General features: G+C 71.6%; 20 protein-coding genes. 6 read left to right on the forward strand and 14 right to left on the reverse strand.

The genetic code is table 11. The features are described 5' to 3' along the window. The first annotated feature begins 25 nt into the window (after positions 1–25). Complete coding sequence (locus ACFYPN_RS26175; protein ID WP_358759258.1) at positions 26–532, forward strand: TetR/AcrR family transcriptional regulator; 507 nt, start codon at positions 26–28, stop codon at positions 530–532. A 1-nt stretch (position 533) separates the two neighbouring features. Next, a complete protein-coding gene (locus ACFYPN_RS26180; RefSeq protein ID WP_358759256.1) occupies positions 534–899 on the forward strand; it encodes a hypothetical protein in 366 nt (121 codons plus the stop codon). Positions 900–920: 21 nt separating this feature from the next. On the opposite strand, the gene ACFYPN_RS26185 is transcribed toward ACFYPN_RS26180, so the two are convergent. Continuing rightward, positions 921–1,910, reverse strand: a complete 990-nt coding sequence (locus ACFYPN_RS26185; protein WP_389301449.1) for an asparaginase — start codon at positions 1,908–1,910, stop codon at positions 921–923. Between the two features lie 42 nt (positions 1,911–1,952). Then, the gene (locus ACFYPN_RS26190; protein WP_358759252.1) at positions 1,953–2,651 is read right to left on the reverse strand and encodes an ABC transporter substrate-binding protein; all 699 of its coding nucleotides are present in this window, start codon (positions 2,649–2,651) and stop codon (positions 1,953–1,955) included. 115 nt (positions 2,652–2,766) lie between these two features. On the opposite strand from ACFYPN_RS26190, the gene dtd reads away from it, so the two are divergent. Further along, a complete protein-coding gene (gene dtd / locus ACFYPN_RS26195) occupies positions 2,767–3,216 on the forward strand; it encodes a D-aminoacyl-tRNA deacylase (protein WP_389301452.1) in 450 nt (149 codons plus the stop codon). Positions 3,217–3,292: 76 nt separating this feature from the next. Here dtd and ACFYPN_RS26200 read toward each other — a convergent pair whose 3' ends face one another. The 4 genes from ACFYPN_RS26200 to ACFYPN_RS26215 all read right to left on the reverse strand — a co-directional run bounded on the left by ACFYPN_RS26200 (position 3,293) and on the right by ACFYPN_RS26215 (position 5,821). Continuing rightward, positions 3,293–4,258 carry a folate-binding protein gene (locus tag ACFYPN_RS26200; RefSeq protein ID WP_358759248.1) on the reverse strand — a complete coding sequence of 322 codons (966 nt, stop codon included), beginning with the start codon at positions 4,256–4,258 and terminating at the stop codon, positions 3,293–3,295. 48 nt (positions 4,259–4,306) lie between these two features. Beyond that, the gene (locus ACFYPN_RS26205; protein ID WP_358759246.1) at positions 4,307–4,747 is read right to left on the reverse strand and encodes a transcriptional repressor; all 441 of its coding nucleotides are present in this window, start codon (positions 4,745–4,747) and stop codon (positions 4,307–4,309) included. 50 nt (positions 4,748–4,797) lie between these two features. Beyond that, positions 4,798–5,370, reverse strand: coding sequence for an FABP family protein (locus ACFYPN_RS26210; protein WP_389301456.1), 573 nt, complete (start codon positions 5,368–5,370; stop codon positions 4,798–4,800). Between the two features lie 283 nt (positions 5,371–5,653). Further along, positions 5,654–5,821, reverse strand: coding sequence for a hypothetical protein (locus ACFYPN_RS26215; protein ID WP_389301459.1), 168 nt, complete (start codon positions 5,819–5,821; stop codon positions 5,654–5,656). Positions 5,822–5,878: 57 nt separating this feature from the next. Between ACFYPN_RS26215 and ACFYPN_RS26220 the strand changes: the two genes are divergently transcribed. Further along, complete coding sequence (locus tag ACFYPN_RS26220) at positions 5,879–6,241, forward strand: DsrE family protein (protein WP_358759243.1); 363 nt, start codon at positions 5,879–5,881, stop codon at positions 6,239–6,241. Between the two features lie 24 nt (positions 6,242–6,265). Here ACFYPN_RS26220 and ACFYPN_RS26225 read toward each other — a convergent pair whose 3' ends face one another. From ACFYPN_RS26225 to ACFYPN_RS26260, 8 genes are all read right to left on the reverse strand, one after another. After that, positions 6,266–6,538 (reverse strand): DUF3099 domain-containing protein, encoded by a 273-nt coding sequence (locus ACFYPN_RS26225; RefSeq protein WP_358759241.1) that lies wholly within the window; start codon positions 6,536–6,538, stop codon positions 6,266–6,268. 194 nt (positions 6,539–6,732) lie between these two features. Next, positions 6,733–7,020 (reverse strand): DUF1416 domain-containing protein, encoded by a 288-nt coding sequence (locus tag ACFYPN_RS26230; RefSeq protein ID WP_030925040.1) that lies wholly within the window; start codon positions 7,018–7,020, stop codon positions 6,733–6,735. Between the two features lie 52 nt (positions 7,021–7,072). After that, positions 7,073–7,912 carry a sulfurtransferase gene (locus tag ACFYPN_RS26235; protein ID WP_389301463.1) on the reverse strand — a complete coding sequence of 280 codons (840 nt, stop codon included), beginning with the start codon at positions 7,910–7,912 and terminating at the stop codon, positions 7,073–7,075. Between the two features lie 163 nt (positions 7,913–8,075). After that, positions 8,076–8,156, reverse strand: a complete 81-nt coding sequence (locus ACFYPN_RS26240; RefSeq protein WP_350751515.1) for an Ms5788A family Cys-rich leader peptide — start codon at positions 8,154–8,156, stop codon at positions 8,076–8,078. Positions 8,157–8,358: 202 nt separating this feature from the next. Beyond that, a complete protein-coding gene (locus ACFYPN_RS26245) occupies positions 8,359–9,054 on the reverse strand; it encodes a DUF2993 domain-containing protein (RefSeq protein ID WP_358759238.1) in 696 nt (231 codons plus the stop codon). A 126-nt stretch (positions 9,055–9,180) separates the two neighbouring features. Beyond that, complete coding sequence (locus ACFYPN_RS26250; RefSeq protein WP_389301466.1) at positions 9,181–11,007, reverse strand: hypothetical protein; 1,827 nt, start codon at positions 11,005–11,007, stop codon at positions 9,181–9,183. Positions 11,008–11,017: 10 nt separating this feature from the next. Next, positions 11,018–11,272 carry a MoaD/ThiS family protein gene (locus ACFYPN_RS26255; RefSeq protein ID WP_358759236.1) on the reverse strand — a complete coding sequence of 85 codons (255 nt, stop codon included), beginning with the start codon at positions 11,270–11,272 and terminating at the stop codon, positions 11,018–11,020. Positions 11,273–11,393: 121 nt separating this feature from the next. Then, positions 11,394–12,314, reverse strand: a complete 921-nt coding sequence (locus tag ACFYPN_RS26260) for an alpha/beta hydrolase (RefSeq protein WP_358759234.1) — start codon at positions 12,312–12,314, stop codon at positions 11,394–11,396. Positions 12,315–12,624: 310 nt separating this feature from the next. On the opposite strand from ACFYPN_RS26260, the gene ACFYPN_RS26265 reads away from it, so the two are divergent. Both ACFYPN_RS26265 and ACFYPN_RS26270 read left to right on the forward strand, forming a co-directional pair. Beyond that, on the forward strand, positions 12,625–13,425 hold the full coding sequence (locus tag ACFYPN_RS26265) for a response regulator transcription factor (RefSeq protein ID WP_358759232.1): 801 nt from the start codon (positions 12,625–12,627) through the stop codon (positions 13,423–13,425). Positions 13,426–13,626: 201 nt separating this feature from the next. Next, positions 13,627–14,670: a LacI family DNA-binding transcriptional regulator gene (locus ACFYPN_RS26270; protein WP_358759230.1), complete on the forward strand. Its 1,044-nt coding sequence runs from the start codon at positions 13,627–13,629 to the stop codon at positions 14,668–14,670. Positions 14,671–14,703 lie beyond the last annotated feature (33 nt).

A 14,703-nucleotide genomic window follows, 5' to 3' on the forward strand; every position in this document is an offset into this window, starting at 1 on the left:
TTCTCTTACGCCTACGCTCCTGGTCATGGGACGACCCCGCGCCTTCGACACCGATCAGGCCGTCAGTACGGCGGCCACCCTCTTCGCCACCCATGGCTTCGAGGGCACCTCGGTCGATGACCTGGTCACCGCCACCGGCATCCACCGAGGCAGCCTCTACAAGGTCTTCGGCTCCAAGCGCAGTCTCCATCTGACCGTGCTGCGGAACCACCTCGACCACGAGATCCACCCGGCCACCGCCGCCCTCGCCACCGTCACGGACCCCGCGCGGGCACTGTCGACGGCGATCGGCTCGTTCGACAACGGCCCGGCCGCCGGGCTCCTCCTCCTCGCCGCCGCCGAACGCGCCCCGCACGACCCCGAGGTCGCCGCGCTGGTCGCCGAAGGCATCACCGCGCTGGAGGAAGCCCTGCGCCCCTCCCACGGCGACGACGCCCCGCACACCGCCTCCACCGTCCTCGGTGCCCGGCTGCGCCTGCGCGCCCGGCCCAGCACACCGGGCACCCAGCCCACCACTCCCAAGGAGCACTGACATGGCCCTGATCTCCATCGACCGCGAACGCGGCCTGCTGATCGCGGAAATCGAGGGCCTCGACAAGCTCTGGAGCCTCAAGAGCCGCTTGGAGATCCCCCTCGCCCATGTGCGCGGGGCCACCCACGACCCCGGTATCGCCCGTGAACCGAAGGGGATCCGGGTCGGCGGCACCAACCTCCCCCGCGTCATCACCGCGGGCCGGTTCATCCGCCACGGCGAACGCCTCTTCTGGGACGTGAGGAACCCCGACAAGGCGGTCGTCATCGAACTCGCCGACGCCGAGACCTACGACCGCCTGGTCATCGAGGTGGCGGACCCCCGGGCCACCGTGGCACTCGTCGAACACTCCATCACCCGCGACTGACCAGAACCAGGCCCCGCAGCGTCAGAACGCCGCCCGCACCTCACCGACCTCCGCCGCGCCGCCCATCAGCGGCGCCCGGCCGACGCGGGCCACGACCGGGGCGTCCACCCCGAGGAGTTCCAGCGCGCGTGCCAGTACCGGGCCGAGTGCCCGGGTGCCACCGTCGTCGATCTTGAAGGCCAGCGCACGGCCGTCCGGCAGCGCCAGCGCCTGCACGGCCTCGGCGCCCATCTTCGAGAGGGTTCCGGGCAGTTCGCGCATCAGCCAGGTGTCCGGCCGCCGGGTGCCGGCCACGTACTCCGGGTGGGCGCGCATCGCGTCGGCGACCCGGCGCTCCGCCGTACCGGGCTCCGCCAGGACGAAGGAGCGGAACGCCCGCGCCAGCCCGGTCAGCCCGATCGCCATCAGAGGTGCGCCACAGCCGTCCGTACCGACCGAGGCGACCGGTTCGCCCGCCGCCTCCTCGATCACCTGGTGCACCAGGCGCTGCAACGGGTGCGCGGGGTCGAGGTAGGTCGCGGTGTCCCAGCCGTTGAGCGCGGAGACGGCGAGCATCGCGGCGTGCTTGCCGGAACAGTTCATGGTGATCCGCTCCCTGACCCGGCCGGACGCGAGGTACGCCTCCGCCTCCACCGGGTCCAGCGGAAGATCGGGCGGGGTCTGGAGGTCGGCGGGGCTCAGCCCGTGCTCGGCCAGCATCGTGGCGACGAGCGCGAGGTGGAAGTCCTCCCCGGAGTGGCTCGCGGCGGCGAGGGCCAGCCGTTCGCCGGACAGGTCGAGACCGGCCCGCAGGATCGCGGCTGCCTGCATCGGCTTGTTGGACGAGCGGGGGAAGACGGGCGCCGCGGGGTCGCCGAGCGCGTACTCCACGCTGCCGTCGGCCGCCAGCAGCACCAGCGAGCCCCGGTGGCGGCCCTCCAGGAACCCGGACCGGACGACCTCCGCGAGAACCGGGCCGGCGGGCGGGGCGCCGGAGCCGGAGGGGGTGGCGAGGGCTTCATTGCTGGTCATGAGGGCCTTCCGGGAGCTGGACCCGCTCCCGGAAGGATCGCCTCAGGCGAGCAGGTCGTCTACTTGTGCTTCTCCGTCACGGTACCTGCGGGCGATCTCCGCGCCGCATTCGTCCGCCGTGCGCTGCAGCTGGTGACGGCGGCGCGAGACCTGCTTCTCGTAGCCGACGAGCCTGCCCATCGCGGTGTGCAGTTCCTCGTCCGTACGGGCTTCGAGGTCGGAGAGCTCCACCTCGGCGAACGTCTCCGCGGCCAGCCTCCGGTACTCGTCGCCGCGCGGCGTGCGGAGCGTGACGTGGCGGGCGGAGGTGCGGTGCCGCGACGGGGCGTCCGCGAGGATCTCCGGGAGCCGGTCCACCACCGGGGACTCCGGGGCCTGCCGACGGGCCAGTTCCGCCCGCAGGATGTCGATGCGCCCCTGGACCAGTCGGCGTACGTAACTGAGATCGGCCTCGTCCCGCTGGGCGTCCCGGCGCATCGTCCGCAGCGCCGGAAGCCGGAGCCCGCCGAACCCGGCCTGCGGACGGACCGCCCCGAGCCCCTCGGGGCCCGGGTGTGCGGCGCCCTGTTCGGGTACGGAGCCGGCCGAGGCGGCGGGGAGCGCCGCACGTACCGGAGCGACCGCGGCCCCTGCCCCGGGACCGCTCTCCGGTCCCGGTACGCTCCGCTGCACGGGCGGCCTCACGGTGGTGGGCGTAGTCGGTACGGCACCGGGAGATTGTCCCGTTCCATAGGTACTCATACTGTTCAGTCCCCTCGACCGGTGCGTCGGCACACCGACATCGTGCATCGTGCCACTCCGTACGGGGCCGGTGCAGGGGTTCTGTACCCGTTCAGCCCAAGATAGGTTGGTCTGTATGCGTGCAGTGGTACAGAGAGTGGAGGGCGCGAGCGTCTCCGTGTCCGAGGGCACGGAAGCCGCCCCGGAGACCGGGATCGTGGGCGAGATCATGGGCGAGGGCCTGTGCGTGCTGGTCGGCGTGACGCACGGGGACACCCCGGAGAAGGCCGCACAACTCGCCCGGAAACTCTGGTCGGTGCGCGTCCTGGAGGGCGAGAAGTCCTGTTCCGACGTGAACGCACCGCTTCTCGTCATCTCGCAGTTCACCCTCTACGGGGACGCCCGGAAGGGGCGCCGCCCCACCTGGAACGCCGCCGCCCCCGGTGAGGTCGCCGAGCCGCTGGTGGACGAGGTGGTGGCGCAGCTGCGCGCGCTCGGGGCGCGGGTGGAGACGGGCCGGTTCGGGGCGGACATGCGCGTCACGCTCACCAACCACGGCCCGTTCACCCTGCTCATCGAGGTCTGACGAGCCCCGCTCATCGAGGTCTGACAAGCCGGGGAAGCTCGACGGCCCTACGGCCCTACGGCTACGGCCCTCGGCCCTACGGCTCGACGATCGTCTCCTGCGCGGCGGCGGTGTCCCCGGCGAGCAGCTCCGCGTCGACCGCGACGTTCCGCTTGACCAGCGCGAGGGCGATCGGCCCGAGTTCGTGGTGCCGGGCCGAGGTGGTGATGAAGCCGAGCTGACGGCCCTCCGCCCCGTCCGAGGCCAGCCGGACCGGAGTGCCGTGGCCGGGCAGGTGCACCTCGCTGCCGTCCAGGTGGAGGAAGACGAGCCTGCGCGGCGGCTTCCCCAGGTTGTGGACGCGCGCGACGGTCTCCTGACCCCGGTAGCAGCCCTTTTGCAGGTGGACCGCCGTGCCGATCCAGCCCAGCTCGTGCGGGATCGTCCGGTGGTCGGTCTCGAAGCCCAGGCGCGGGCGGTGCGCCTCCACGCGCAGCGCCTCGTACGCCAGGATGCCCGCGGCCGGTCCGGTCCCTGCGGTGTACGTCTCCAGGTCGGCGCGCGGCAGGAACACGTCACGGCCGTGCGGCTCCTCGCGCACCGCGAGCCCTTCGGGCACCTCGGTGATGGAACCGGCCGGCAGGTGCACCACGGCGAAGTCCTCGGTGCGGTCGGCGACCTCCACCCGGTAGAAGAACTTCATCGACTCCAGGTACGCCACCAGGTCCTCGCGCGTCCCCGGCTCGACGTGCATCCACGTCGTGGTGCCGTCGTCGACGAGGTAGAGGGCGTGCTCGATGTGGCCGTTGGCCGAGAGGATCAGCGCCTCGGTGGCCCGGTTCGGCGCGAGATCGGTGACGTGCTGGGTGAGCAGGAGGTGGAGCCAGCTCAGCCGGTCGTCGCCGGAGACGGTGACGACACCCCGGTGCGACAGGTCGACGAACCCGTCACCGCCGGCGAGGGCGCGCTGCTCGCGGAAAAGGTCGCCGTAGTGCGCGGCGACACCTTCGTCGCGGCCTTCGGCGGGGACGGCGCCGGGCAGGGACAGCAAGGGGCTCTTCATGCGACCAGCCTACGGCGCGCGCCGTACGGCCGTGGGGCCGGGCGCCGCCTACTCGGCGTTGTCACGCTCCGGCCCGGCGGCGCAGTCGCGGCACCGGCCGAAGATCGCGAAGTGCTTGAGATCGGTTTCAAAGCCGAAGGTCTCGCGCAGCTTCGCCGTGAACTCGGCCGCCACCTCGGTGTCCGCCTCTATGACGTCCGAGCAGTCCCGGCAGACCAGGTGGATGTGGTGGTGCCGGTCGGCCAGGTGGTAGCTGGGGGCGCCGTGGCCGAGGTGGGCGTGGCTCACCAGCCCGAGCTCCTCCAGGAGCTCCAGGGTCCGGTAGACCGTGGAGATGTTCACCCCGGACGCGGTCCGGCGCACCTCGCAGAGGATGTCGTCGGGCGTCGCGTGCTCCAGCGCGTCGACCGCCTCCAGCACGAGCTGTCGCTGCGGCGTGAGCCGGTAACCGCGCTGCCGGAGGTCGGTCTTCCAGTCGGTGGATACCACGGGCCCAGTGTACGGCGCCCCCGCGCGGCGCCCCTGCCTCGCGGCGACTCCTACTTGAAGAAGGCGATGCCGTCGTCGGGGAGGTCGCCGAGGCTCTTCGCCATCTCCTCGACCTCCTCGGGCGTGACGACCTTCTTGAGGTGCGCCGACATGTACGGGCGCAGCTCGACGTCGGGGGTGGCCTTCTCGCCGACCCACATGAGGTCGCTGTTCACGTAGCCGTAGAGGCGCTTGCCACCGCTGTACGGGCCGGAGGCCGCGGTGCGGGCGACCGCGTCGGTGACGACGTCGATCTGCGGCTTCGTGTCGGCCAGCTCGCCGTACCAGACCTCGACGACGCCCTGGTCACGGATCATGACGATCTCGACCTTGCGGTCCTTGTCGATGCGCCAGTAGCCGGACTCGGACTCCAGCGGCCGGACCTTGTTGCCCTCGGCGTCGAGCACCCAGGAGTGCGAGACGTATTCGAGGAAGTCGCGGCCGTCGTGGCTGAAGGAGACTTCCTGGCCGAAGTTGCACTTCTCGTCACCGGGGAAGTCGGCGACGCCCGCGCCGGCCCAGTTGCCCAGCAGGAAAGCCAGCGGAACGAGGTCGCGGTGGAGGTCGGACGGAATCGAGATCATGAGCGGCTCAGGCGATCTGTGAGGGAATGGCGGAGGTGGACGAGGGTCAGCGCTGGCCCTGGTACAGCTTCTTCACGGTCACCGCGGCGAAGGCGAGGACGCCGACGCAGACCAGGATCAGCAGGGTGGTGAAGAATGCCTCAAGCACGGGGACTCCTCGTAACGAGCGAATGGCGGCAATGGCGCCAATACAGGGCCGGGCCCCAGCCTAGTGGGTGGGGGCCCGGCTCTCTCGTTCAGGTCCTCGCGGTACCCGGCGGTTCGACCGGGTACCGGGCCGGGCTCAGCCCGACAGCTGGTCCTGGAGGATCAGCGTCTGCTGGAACGGCACCTTCACCGCTTCCCCGCCGCCCCGGGACTGCTCGACCATCGCGAGGGTGTCCCCGGCGATGACGTACGCGACCCGGACGTGCTCCTGAGACTCCCGGCGCGGGTTCCATTCCCTGCGCACCCGCCTGACCCACAGGTCACGGGGGAGGTTGCACGGCGGACGGTTACAGTTCGGCACATGCCGAAGAAGCTCGTGATCAAGGTGACCGCAGGGGCCGACTCCGCCGAGCGGTGCTCGCAGGCGTTCACGGTGGCCGCGGTCGCCGTCGCCAGCGGGGTGGAGGTCTCGCTCTGGCTGACCGGGGAGTCCGCCTGGTTCGCCCTGCCCGGCCGTGCCGCCGACTTCGAACTCCCGCACGCCGCACCGCTGCCCGATCTCATCGAGTCGATCATGGCGGGCGGCCGGATCACCCTCTGCACCCAGTGCGCGGCGAGGCGGGACATCACGGAGCGGGACGTCCTGGAGGGCGTGCGGATCGCAGGGGCGCAGGTGTTCGTCCAGGAGGTCATGGCGGACGACGCCCAGGCACTGGTGTACTGACGGACCGTCACCCTCCGTCGGGGCTCAACGGTCGTACCGGCGACGCTTCCTGTCGTCCAGCTCGTCCCACCACTCGTCGGACTTCGGGTCGCCGGAGGGGTACTCGTCCCACCACCGGTCTTCGGGGCCGCGGCGGTTGGCGACCATCGCCGCGATCGGCGGGATGACCATGGCGACCACGCACATCCCGACGGCGACCGGCACCGACCAGAGGCGTACGAAGGCCCAGGCGGACACGAAGAGGACGACGCATCCGCCCATCAGCAGGAAGTAGCCGCGCCGGCGCCGGGCGTACATACCTCCAGGATAGGCCGGAAGGCCCCGTTCCGACTGATCCCGTCGGATCGCTCACCGTCCGGGCAGCGCGAAGGGCCGTACCCCTTCTGTCACAGGTGGCGTCCAACCCCCTGGGGTACGGCCCTCCGGCCCTGCCTCAAGGCGCGGCGCCCGGCTCTCGCCGGGGCGCCGCACCGATCAGCGGCTCACTTCGCTCAGACGGCGATGGCGACCTCGGAGAGGCCACCGGTCTGCGCGACGACGGTGCGGTCGGCGCTGCCGCCCGGGACCAGCGCGCGGACCGTCCAGGTCCCCTCGGCCGCGTAGAAGCGGAACTGCCCGGTCGCCGAGGTCGGGACCTCGGCGGTGAACTCGCCGGTCGAGTCCAGCAGACGGACGTATCCGGTGACGGGCTCGCCGTCGCGGGTCACGCTGCCCTGGATCGTCGTCTCGCCGGGCTTGATGGTCGAAGCGTCGGGGCCGCCGGCCTTTGCTCCACACATGGTGTTCAGTCCTTCTGGGTCGGGGGTCCTGCGAATGACGGGATGGAGCCGGTTACTTGTTGGCGCCGAGCTCGATCGGCACGCCCACGAGGGAGCCGTACTCGGTCCACGAACCGTCGTAGTTCTTGACGTTCTCCTGACCGAGCAGCTCGTGCAGGACGAACCAGGTCAGCGCGGAACGCTCGCCGATGCGGCAGTACGCGATGGTGTCCTTCGAGAGGTCGACCTGCTCGTCCTCGTAGAGGGCCTTGAGCTCGTCGTCCGACTTGAAGGTGCCGTCGTCGTTGGCGTTCTTCGACCACGGGATGTTGCGGGCGCCGGGCACGTGGCCGGGACGCTGCGACTGCTCCTGCGGGAGGTGCGCCGGGGCGAGCAGCTTGCCGCTGAACTCGTCGGGGGACCGCACGTCGACCAGGTTGAGGGTGCCGATGGCCGCCACGACGTCGTCGCGGTAGGCGCGGATCGACTCGTCCTGGGCCTTGGCCTTGTACGCGGTGGCCGGGCGCGCCGGGACGGCGTCGGTCAGGTCGCGGGAGTCCAGTTCCCACTTCTTGCGGCCGCCGTCGAGGAGCTTGACGTTCTCGTGGCCGTAGAGCTTGAAGTACCAGTACGCGTACGAGGCGAACCAGTTGTTGTTGCCGCCGTAGAGGACCACCAGCGTGTCGTTGGCGATGCCCTTCTCCGAAAGGAGCTTCTCGAAGCCGGCCTGGTCGACGAAGTCACGGCGGACCGGGTCCTGGAGGTCCTTCGTCCAGTCGATCCGGATGGCGTTCCTGATGTGGTTCTTCTCGTACGCCGAGGTGTCTTCGTCGACCTCGACGATGGCGACCTGCGGGTCGTCGATGTGGGCTTCGACCCAGTCTGCATCGACCAGTACGTCGCTGCGGCTCATGTGTTCTCCTCCGGGGCAGTCTGCGGCGGTGTCATGCGGAGTGAAGAGTGCTGCGGGTGACACGCGGACGCCGGGCGTGGGCGTGCACCGGGAGCACGGTCCGGCCCCGACGGTTCAACGGTCGAGGGGCCGGAGGGAAGCGGGACGGTACGGAACGTCCTGCTCAGAAGGGGCGACAGAGCATGGCGGCGACGCGGCACAGGTCTACTGCCCGCCGCTTCGTGAGGTCCGCCTGTCGCTTCATGTGTCCGATCGTAGGGAGCCGGAGGCGGGGATGTCACCGGCATGTCGGATGATGAGACGGTATCGTCCGCGATGCGAGACGCGGAACGGGAATCCGCCCCTCCCGCGGCGCCCGGACGGGGAGTCGTCGGCACCCCATCTGCGGTACGGACGCCGCCGTCTCACCATCCGGTCGGATGCCTCGCGCGGGCGGCTCCGGGACGTCAGCCCGCGAGGGCGATGTCGGTGGCCTCCACCGAGACCTCCAGCCCCTCGGGGAGCGCCTCGATCTTCTTCAGCACCACGCCGTCGGGGAGTCCGCCGAGGCTCCGCTCGAAGTCGGTACGGGTCCGCACCAGCCCCTCCAGGCCGGGGATGCCCTCACCCGGCACCGCGTCCGCGCGGACCCGGACGGTACGGCCGTCGATCAGGGTGACCGAGGAGATGACGCTGCGGGTGATCTCCTTGCCGAGGACCGGGATCTCCACGGTGCCGCTGACCTTGACCTTGCCGTCGCCGGCGTACTGCACGGTGATGCCGTCCTCGGCGGCGGCGGTCAGGTCCGCGTAGGTGACCAGCGCGGTGCCCTTGATGAGACCGGCCCGGGCGCTGGAGTACCCCTCGCCGATGATGACCCGGTCGAGCTCCGCCCGCAGCTCGCTGATCCGGATGGTGTCGCCGTTGCTGCCGGCCCTGATGCCCTTGAGCGTGACGTCGACCCGGTCGAGGTCGCGCTCCGCGATCTGGGTGAGGAAGGGGAAACCGTGGATCGAGACGTCGGTCGAGGCGGCCGTGGCACCGGTGAACTCGACCCGGTCCGCCGCCTCCTTCTCCGCGAAGTGGAGGGCGAGGCGGTCGACGGCCACGAACAGGCCCCCCAGCACCACCACGACGGTCAGCAGTATTCGCAGTGCGCGCATGCCTGTCCTTCTCCCACTCTCGCCGACGGACTCCGGGCTTCCCATGGGCCGGACACGGCCACGGAAAGCCCGGAGTGAGCGACGAAGCGGGGTACCCGGTCGGTTCCCGGGAAGATCAGCCGATCGTCAGCCGATCATCCTGCCGACGAGGTAGACGGCCGGCGCCGCGGCGGTCAGCGGCAGCGCCACACCGGCTGTCATGTGGACGAACCGGGACGGGTAGTCGTAACTGGCCGCCCGGAGCCCCACGAGCGCGCAGACGCCCGCCGCGAGGCCGGACAGCACCGCGCCCGGCATGCCGATTCCGGCGATACCGCCGCCCACCGCGCCCAACCCGGCGGCGGCGACCAGCGCCCCGGCCACGGAGACCGGCCCGGGAAGCGGCAGCGCGCGAACGAGCGCGGCACCGGCGACGGCGATCCCGCCCGCGACCACCACGTCCGGGTCCGCCGCGAGGTACCCGCCCGCGAGCACCGCGAGGGCCGCCGACACGACCGTGGCCATCAGCCCCGACATCCGCTCGTCGGCCCCCGCGTGGCTCCGCAGCTGGAGCACTACGGTGAGCAGCACCCACACACCGAGCGTGCCGAGGAGGGCGGCCGGGCCGTGGTCACGGCCGGCCGCGAGCAGCGCGACGTCCGCGACGAACCCGCCGAGGAAGGCGAGCGCGATGCCCTGCCGGGCCGGCCACATGCCGTTGAGCCGGAACCACCCGGCCGCCGTGACGGCCTGGAGCAGCACCAGCGGTACGGCCAGCGCGTACTGACCGACCCACGCGCCGAGCGCCAGCAGCAGGCCGAGCACGGCCGTCAGCGCGGCGGGCTGCATGCCCGGCGCGATGATCGGCGAACGACCCTCGGCGCGGGCACGCTGGGCGTCGGTGATCCGGGTGTTGCCGAGCGTGGTGGGAACGCCGTATCCGTCCGCACCGGGCTGCCCCGGCGCGGGAGCGGCCGTGGCCGCCGGTACGGGCGCGCCGAAACGCTCCGCCGCGGGAGCCGGGGCCGCCTGGGCCGCCGGAGCCACCGGGACCTCGGCGGGCAGCGGGTAGGAACCCGACGCGGGAGCCGCCGCCCCGACGACCGGCGGCAGAAACGCCGTCTCTGCCGCGTCGGACGCGGCCTGCTGGGGCGGCGGCGTGGACCGGGGCTGCGGCTGAGGCTGGTGCTGGGGCTGGGGCTGGCCCCACGCCTGCTGCGCACCCTGCTGCTGGCCGTGCTGCTGCGGGGCGTATCCCTGCTGCTGGGCATACCCCTGCTGCGGCTGCCCGTACGGCGACGGGGCCTGCCCGTACGCCTGCTGGGCCTGGCCGTACGGCTGCGGCTGCTGCGGCTGCTGGGCCTGGCCGTACTGCTGCGGCTGCTGGGCCTGGCCGTACGGCTGGGGCTGCTGGGGCTGCTGGGGCTGCTGTTGCCCGTACGGCTGCTGGTGGTGGTGCCCGTACGGCTGCTGGGGCTGCTGCGGTTCCTGCCGGCCGTGCGCCGGAGGCGGGTACTGCGCGTGCGCCTGCGGCTGTCCGGGCTGCCCGTACGCCTGCGGCTGCCCGTACGCCTGCGGCTGCTCGTGGACCGGCTGCTGGAACTGCTGCTGGAACTGCTGCGGCTGCTCGTGGACCGGCTGCTGGAACTGCTGCGGCTGCTGGACCGGCTGCTGTGGCTGGAACTGCGGCTGCTGGAACTGCTGCTGCTGTGGCTGGACCGTCGGCTGGTACTGGGTGTCCCAGGTCTGCCCCTGCCAGGTCTGCGTGGAGCCGGTGTCCTCACCGGCGCCGTACCCCGGAACCTGCGCCGCGTGTCCCTGCTGCCCCTGTCCCGGCTGCCCCTGCGGGCCGCCGGGGTACTGCTGCTGGTCCGGGTGGGCGTGCTCGGGGTACGCCTCGCCTTCGCCGTACGTGTACGGCTCCCGGCCCTGCGGCCGGGCGCCCCTCTGGTCCCTGTTCTCTGCGCTGCTCATCGTCTCCGGTTCACCCTCCTGCGAACGGCGGGAGCACCTCGACCGTGCCGCCCTCGGCAAGGCGTACCGTCTCATGCCGCCGTGTTCCGACCGGATCGCCGTCGATCAGGAACGAGCACCTCATCAGCACGCGCACCAGCTCTCCGGGGTGACGTTTCCGCGCGGCGTCCAGCGCCTCGGCCAGTGTCGTCGCCGCGTACGGCTCCTCCGCCGTACCGGCTGCTGCCTTGGCCGCGGCCCAGTAGCGGATCGTCCCCGCCGCCATGGCGGCACCCCTTTCGTCGTCCGTCCGTCGTCGTGTCACTCGCGTCACACACATGGCACGAGCCACATGCGTCACGTGGCATCCCGCGCTCGGCCGTGCCGGGCGCGCTGTCCATGATGGGTCACCCGCCGACCGCCCAGTCGGCCATCCGGCCGAGCAGCGCCTCGTCCGCGGCGTTCTCGGCGTGTCCCATGCCCCGTTCCAGCCACAGTTCGGCGGCTCCCTCGGCCGCCGCACCGGCCAGCATCCGGGGGTGATCCAGCGGGAAGTACGGGTCCCGGTCGCCGTGGACCACCAGCAGTGGGGCGGGCGCTATCAGCGGAACCGCCTCCACCGGCGAGAGGGGCACCGGGTCCCAGTCCTCGTCGTGGATGCGGGTGCGCAGCCCGTACCTGCCGACCAGCCGTCCGGTGGGCCGGGTGACCACCCAGTGCAGCCGTCGCATCGACGGAGTGCCCCGGTAGTACCAGCGGGCCGGGGAGCTGACCGAGATCACCCCGTCGACGTGGGCAGGACCCGAGGCAGGCCCCGCGGCGCGACCCGCGGCAGGACCGGCGGATTTCGCCACCCCCCGAACGGCCCCCTCGTCGGATACGGATTCTTTCGTATACAGGGCGGCCTGCCGGAGCACCACGGAACCGCCCATGGAGAAGCCGACCGTAACGATTCTGCGGTGTCCCAGAGACCTCGCCCAGGCCACCGCGGCGGCCAGGTCGAGGACCTCGCGATCCCCCACGGTGGACTTTCCGCCGGACTTTCCGTGCCCCCGAAAGGAGAAGGTCACCACCGCCGCACGCTGCAGGAACACACCTGCGGCACGCCGGACGGCGGGCCGGTCGAGTGAGCCGGTGAAACCGTGCGCGAGCACGATCGCCGTCTGCTCCTCGACCCCTGCGGCGCCCGGCCCGACCCCTGCCGTACACGGCTCGTACACCGCCTCCACCGGGACCCCGTCATCGGTGAGCAATGTGGCGTACTGCGGGGTTCGCGTGATCAAGGGAACAGAAGAACTCACGAATCGACCCTCTACCAGTGAACTCATGTGGGCTATTCTGCTGCGAAGAGGATCCGGGCAGAGCAGCCCCCGGATCCTTTTGTGCTTTCCGCGCGTTGTTACGGAGACGTTTCAACAAGCTCAGCGACCCCAGGGCGCGGGGCCGCACCCGTAAAACCTGTATGACGAATGCCGCAGGGCCTAGCCGTACAGCCCCGCAGCAGTACGAAGTGATGCCGCATCTCCCCCGGGTCCGACCCGGGAGTGCCCCTCTCGCAGGGGGAACGAGGAGGACCGACGTAATGGGCGAGCGAAACGTGCACCACGATCGACCGACGACCGAGGCAGGTGAGCGGCGATGAGCTCACTGCTGCTCCTGACGAATGCCCTTCAACCGTCGACGGAGGTGCTTCCCGCCCTCGGTCTTCTGCTCCACAGCGTGCGGGTGGCCCCCGCCGAGGGACCCGCTCTCGTCGACACCCCCGGTGCCGACGTCATCCTGGTCGACGGGCGGCGTGACCTCCCGCAGGTCCGCTCCCTCTGCCAGCTGCTCCGCTCCACCGGACCCGGCTGTCCGCTGATCCTCGTCGTCACCGAGGGCGGCCTCGCGGCCGTCACCGCCGACTGGGGCATCGACGACGTCCTGCTGGACACGGCGGGTCCTGCCGAGGTCGAGGCCCGGCTCCGGCTCGCCACCGGGCGGCAGCAGATCACCGCCGACGACTCCCCCATGGAGATCCGCAACGGTGACCTCTCCGTGGACGAGGCGACGTACAGCGCGAAGCTCAAGGGCCGGGTCCTGGACCTGACCTTCAAGGAGTTCGAGCTGCTCAAGTACCTCGCCCAGCACCCGGGCCGGGTCTTCACCCGCGCCCAGCTGCTGCAAGAGGTCTGGGGCTACGACTACTTCGGCGGTACCCGCACGGTCGACGTCCACGTACGGCGGCTGCGCGCCAAGCTCGGCCCCGAGCACGAGTCGCTCATCGGCACGGTCCGCAACGTCGGTTACCGGTTCGTTGCGCCGGAGAAGGGCGACCGCAAGCAGGCGACCCAGGAATCGGCGTCGCGGGGCAGCACCCCGCCGGACGCGCCGGCGGAGCGACCCGGGCCGGCGGTGGAGGTCACCGAGGAGCCCGCGGCCGAGCCGGTGAAGGGATAGGGGCGGCCCACGGGTCCCGGTGGGTGCGCGGCGACAGCCGCGGCACCCCACCACGTCGTCGGAGCGTCCCCACGCATCCCGTGTGCGGACGCTCCCCGGCCCCGCGGGTGCACCCCGTCCGACGCCGTGCACCGATCCACCACGGATCAGGGGGCCGACGGGCAGGACTGACCTCGGTTCCCTCCGCGTAGACTGCCGCGCGTGGCCAAGGTGACGCGGGACGATGTGGCGAGACTGGCGGGTACGTCGACCGCGGTCGTCAGCTACGTCATCAACAACGGACCCAGGCCGGTCGCCCCGGCCACGCGTGAGCGGGTACAAGCCGCCATCAAGGAACTGGGCTACCGGCCCGACCGGGTTGCCCAGGCGATGGCGTCGAGGCGGACCGACCTCATAGGGATGATCGTGCCGGACGCCCGGCAGGCGTTCTTCGCGGAGATGGCGCACGCCGTCGAACAGGCCGCCGCCGAGCGCGGGAAGATGGTCCTCGTCGGCAACTCCGACTACCGCGACGAGCGTGAGGTCCACTACCTCCGGGCGTTCCTCGGCATGCGGGTCTCCGGGCTGATCCTGGTCAGCCAGGGCCCCAGCGAACGGGCCGCCGCCGAGATAGAGGCGTGGGACGCCCGGGTGGTGCTGCTGCACGAGCGCCCCGAGGCGATCGACGACGTCGCGGTGGTCACCGACGACATCGGCGGCGCCCAGCTCGCCACCCGCCACCTGCTGGAACACGGCTACGAGTACGTCGCCTGCCTCGGCGGCATGGAGTCCACCCCGGCCGTCGGCGACCCGGTCGCCGACCACGTCGAGGGCTGGCGCCGGGCGATGCACGAGTCGGGCCGCTCCACCGAGGGCCGCCTCTTCCAGGCCCCGTACAACCGTTACGACGCCTACCAGGTGGCCCTCGGCCTGCTCGCAGGTCCCGACAGGCCGCCGGCCATCTTCTGCTCCACGGACGACCAGGCCATCGGCGTCCTGCGGGCCGCCCGCGAGCTGCGCATCGACGTGCCCGGCCAGTTGGCCGTCGCGGGCTTTGACGACGTCAAGGAAGCCGGACTCACCGACCCGCCCCTGACCACGGTCTTCTCGGACCGCCCGGCGATGGCGCGGGCCGCCGTGGACCTGGTGCTCGACGACTCGCTGCGCGTCTCGGGTTCCCGGCGGGAGCGGCTGAAGCAGTTCCCGTCCGCTCTGGTGGTGCGGCGCTCCTGCGGCTGCGGGGAGCCCTCGCCGCTCGCGCGGTAGGGAGCACGCGCGGGCGCGCTCACCACAGCCCGC

The sequence above is a fragment of the Streptomyces sp. NPDC005576 genome, assembly GCF_042871745.1.
GTDB lineage: Bacteria > Actinomycetota > Actinomycetes > Streptomycetales > Streptomycetaceae > Streptomyces.

Coding starts and splice junctions, on each gene's coding strand:
- ACFYPN_RS26175 (WP_358759258.1), top strand. CDS start 26: ATGGGACGACCCCGCGCCTTCGACACCGATCAGGCCGTCAGTACGGCG.
- ACFYPN_RS26180 (WP_358759256.1), top strand. CDS start 534: ATGGCCCTGATCTCCATCGACCGCGAACGCGGCCTGCTGATCGCGGAA.
- ACFYPN_RS26185 (WP_389301449.1), bottom strand. CDS start 1,910: ATGACCAGCAATGAAGCCCTCGCCACCCCCTCCGGCTCCGGCGCCCCG.
- ACFYPN_RS26190 (WP_358759252.1), bottom strand. CDS start 2,651: ATGAGTACCTATGGAACGGGACAATCTCCCGGTGCCGTACCGACTACG.
- dtd (WP_389301452.1), top strand. CDS start 2,767: ATGCGTGCAGTGGTACAGAGAGTGGAGGGCGCGAGCGTCTCCGTGTCC.
- ACFYPN_RS26200 (WP_358759248.1), bottom strand. CDS start 4,258: ATGAAGAGCCCCTTGCTGTCCCTGCCCGGCGCCGTCCCCGCCGAAGGC.
- ACFYPN_RS26210 (WP_389301456.1), bottom strand. CDS start 5,370: ATGATCTCGATTCCGTCCGACCTCCACCGCGACCTCGTTCCGCTGGCT.
- ACFYPN_RS26220 (WP_358759243.1), top strand. CDS start 5,879: ATGCCGAAGAAGCTCGTGATCAAGGTGACCGCAGGGGCCGACTCCGCC.
- ACFYPN_RS26225 (WP_358759241.1), bottom strand. CDS start 6,538: ATGTACGCCCGGCGCCGGCGCGGCTACTTCCTGCTGATGGGCGGATGC.
- ACFYPN_RS26230 (WP_030925040.1), bottom strand. CDS start 7,020: ATGTGTGGAGCAAAGGCCGGCGGCCCCGACGCTTCGACCATCAAGCCC.
- ACFYPN_RS26235 (WP_389301463.1), bottom strand. CDS start 7,912: ATGAGCCGCAGCGACGTACTGGTCGATGCAGACTGGGTCGAAGCCCAC.
- ACFYPN_RS26240 (WP_350751515.1), bottom strand. CDS start 8,156: ATGAAGCGACAGGCGGACCTCACGAAGCGGCGGGCAGTAGACCTGTGC.
- ACFYPN_RS26245 (WP_358759238.1), bottom strand. CDS start 9,054: ATGCGCGCACTGCGAATACTGCTGACCGTCGTGGTGGTGCTGGGGGGC.
- ACFYPN_RS26250 (WP_389301466.1), bottom strand. CDS start 11,007: ATGAGCAGCGCAGAGAACAGGGACCAGAGGGGCGCCCGGCCGCAGGGC.
- ACFYPN_RS26255 (WP_358759236.1), bottom strand. CDS start 11,272: ATGGCGGCGGGGACGATCCGCTACTGGGCCGCGGCCAAGGCAGCAGCC.
- ACFYPN_RS26260 (WP_358759234.1), bottom strand. CDS start 12,314: ATGAGTTCACTGGTAGAGGGTCGATTCGTGAGTTCTTCTGTTCCCTTG.
- ACFYPN_RS26265 (WP_358759232.1), top strand. CDS start 12,625: ATGAGCTCACTGCTGCTCCTGACGAATGCCCTTCAACCGTCGACGGAG.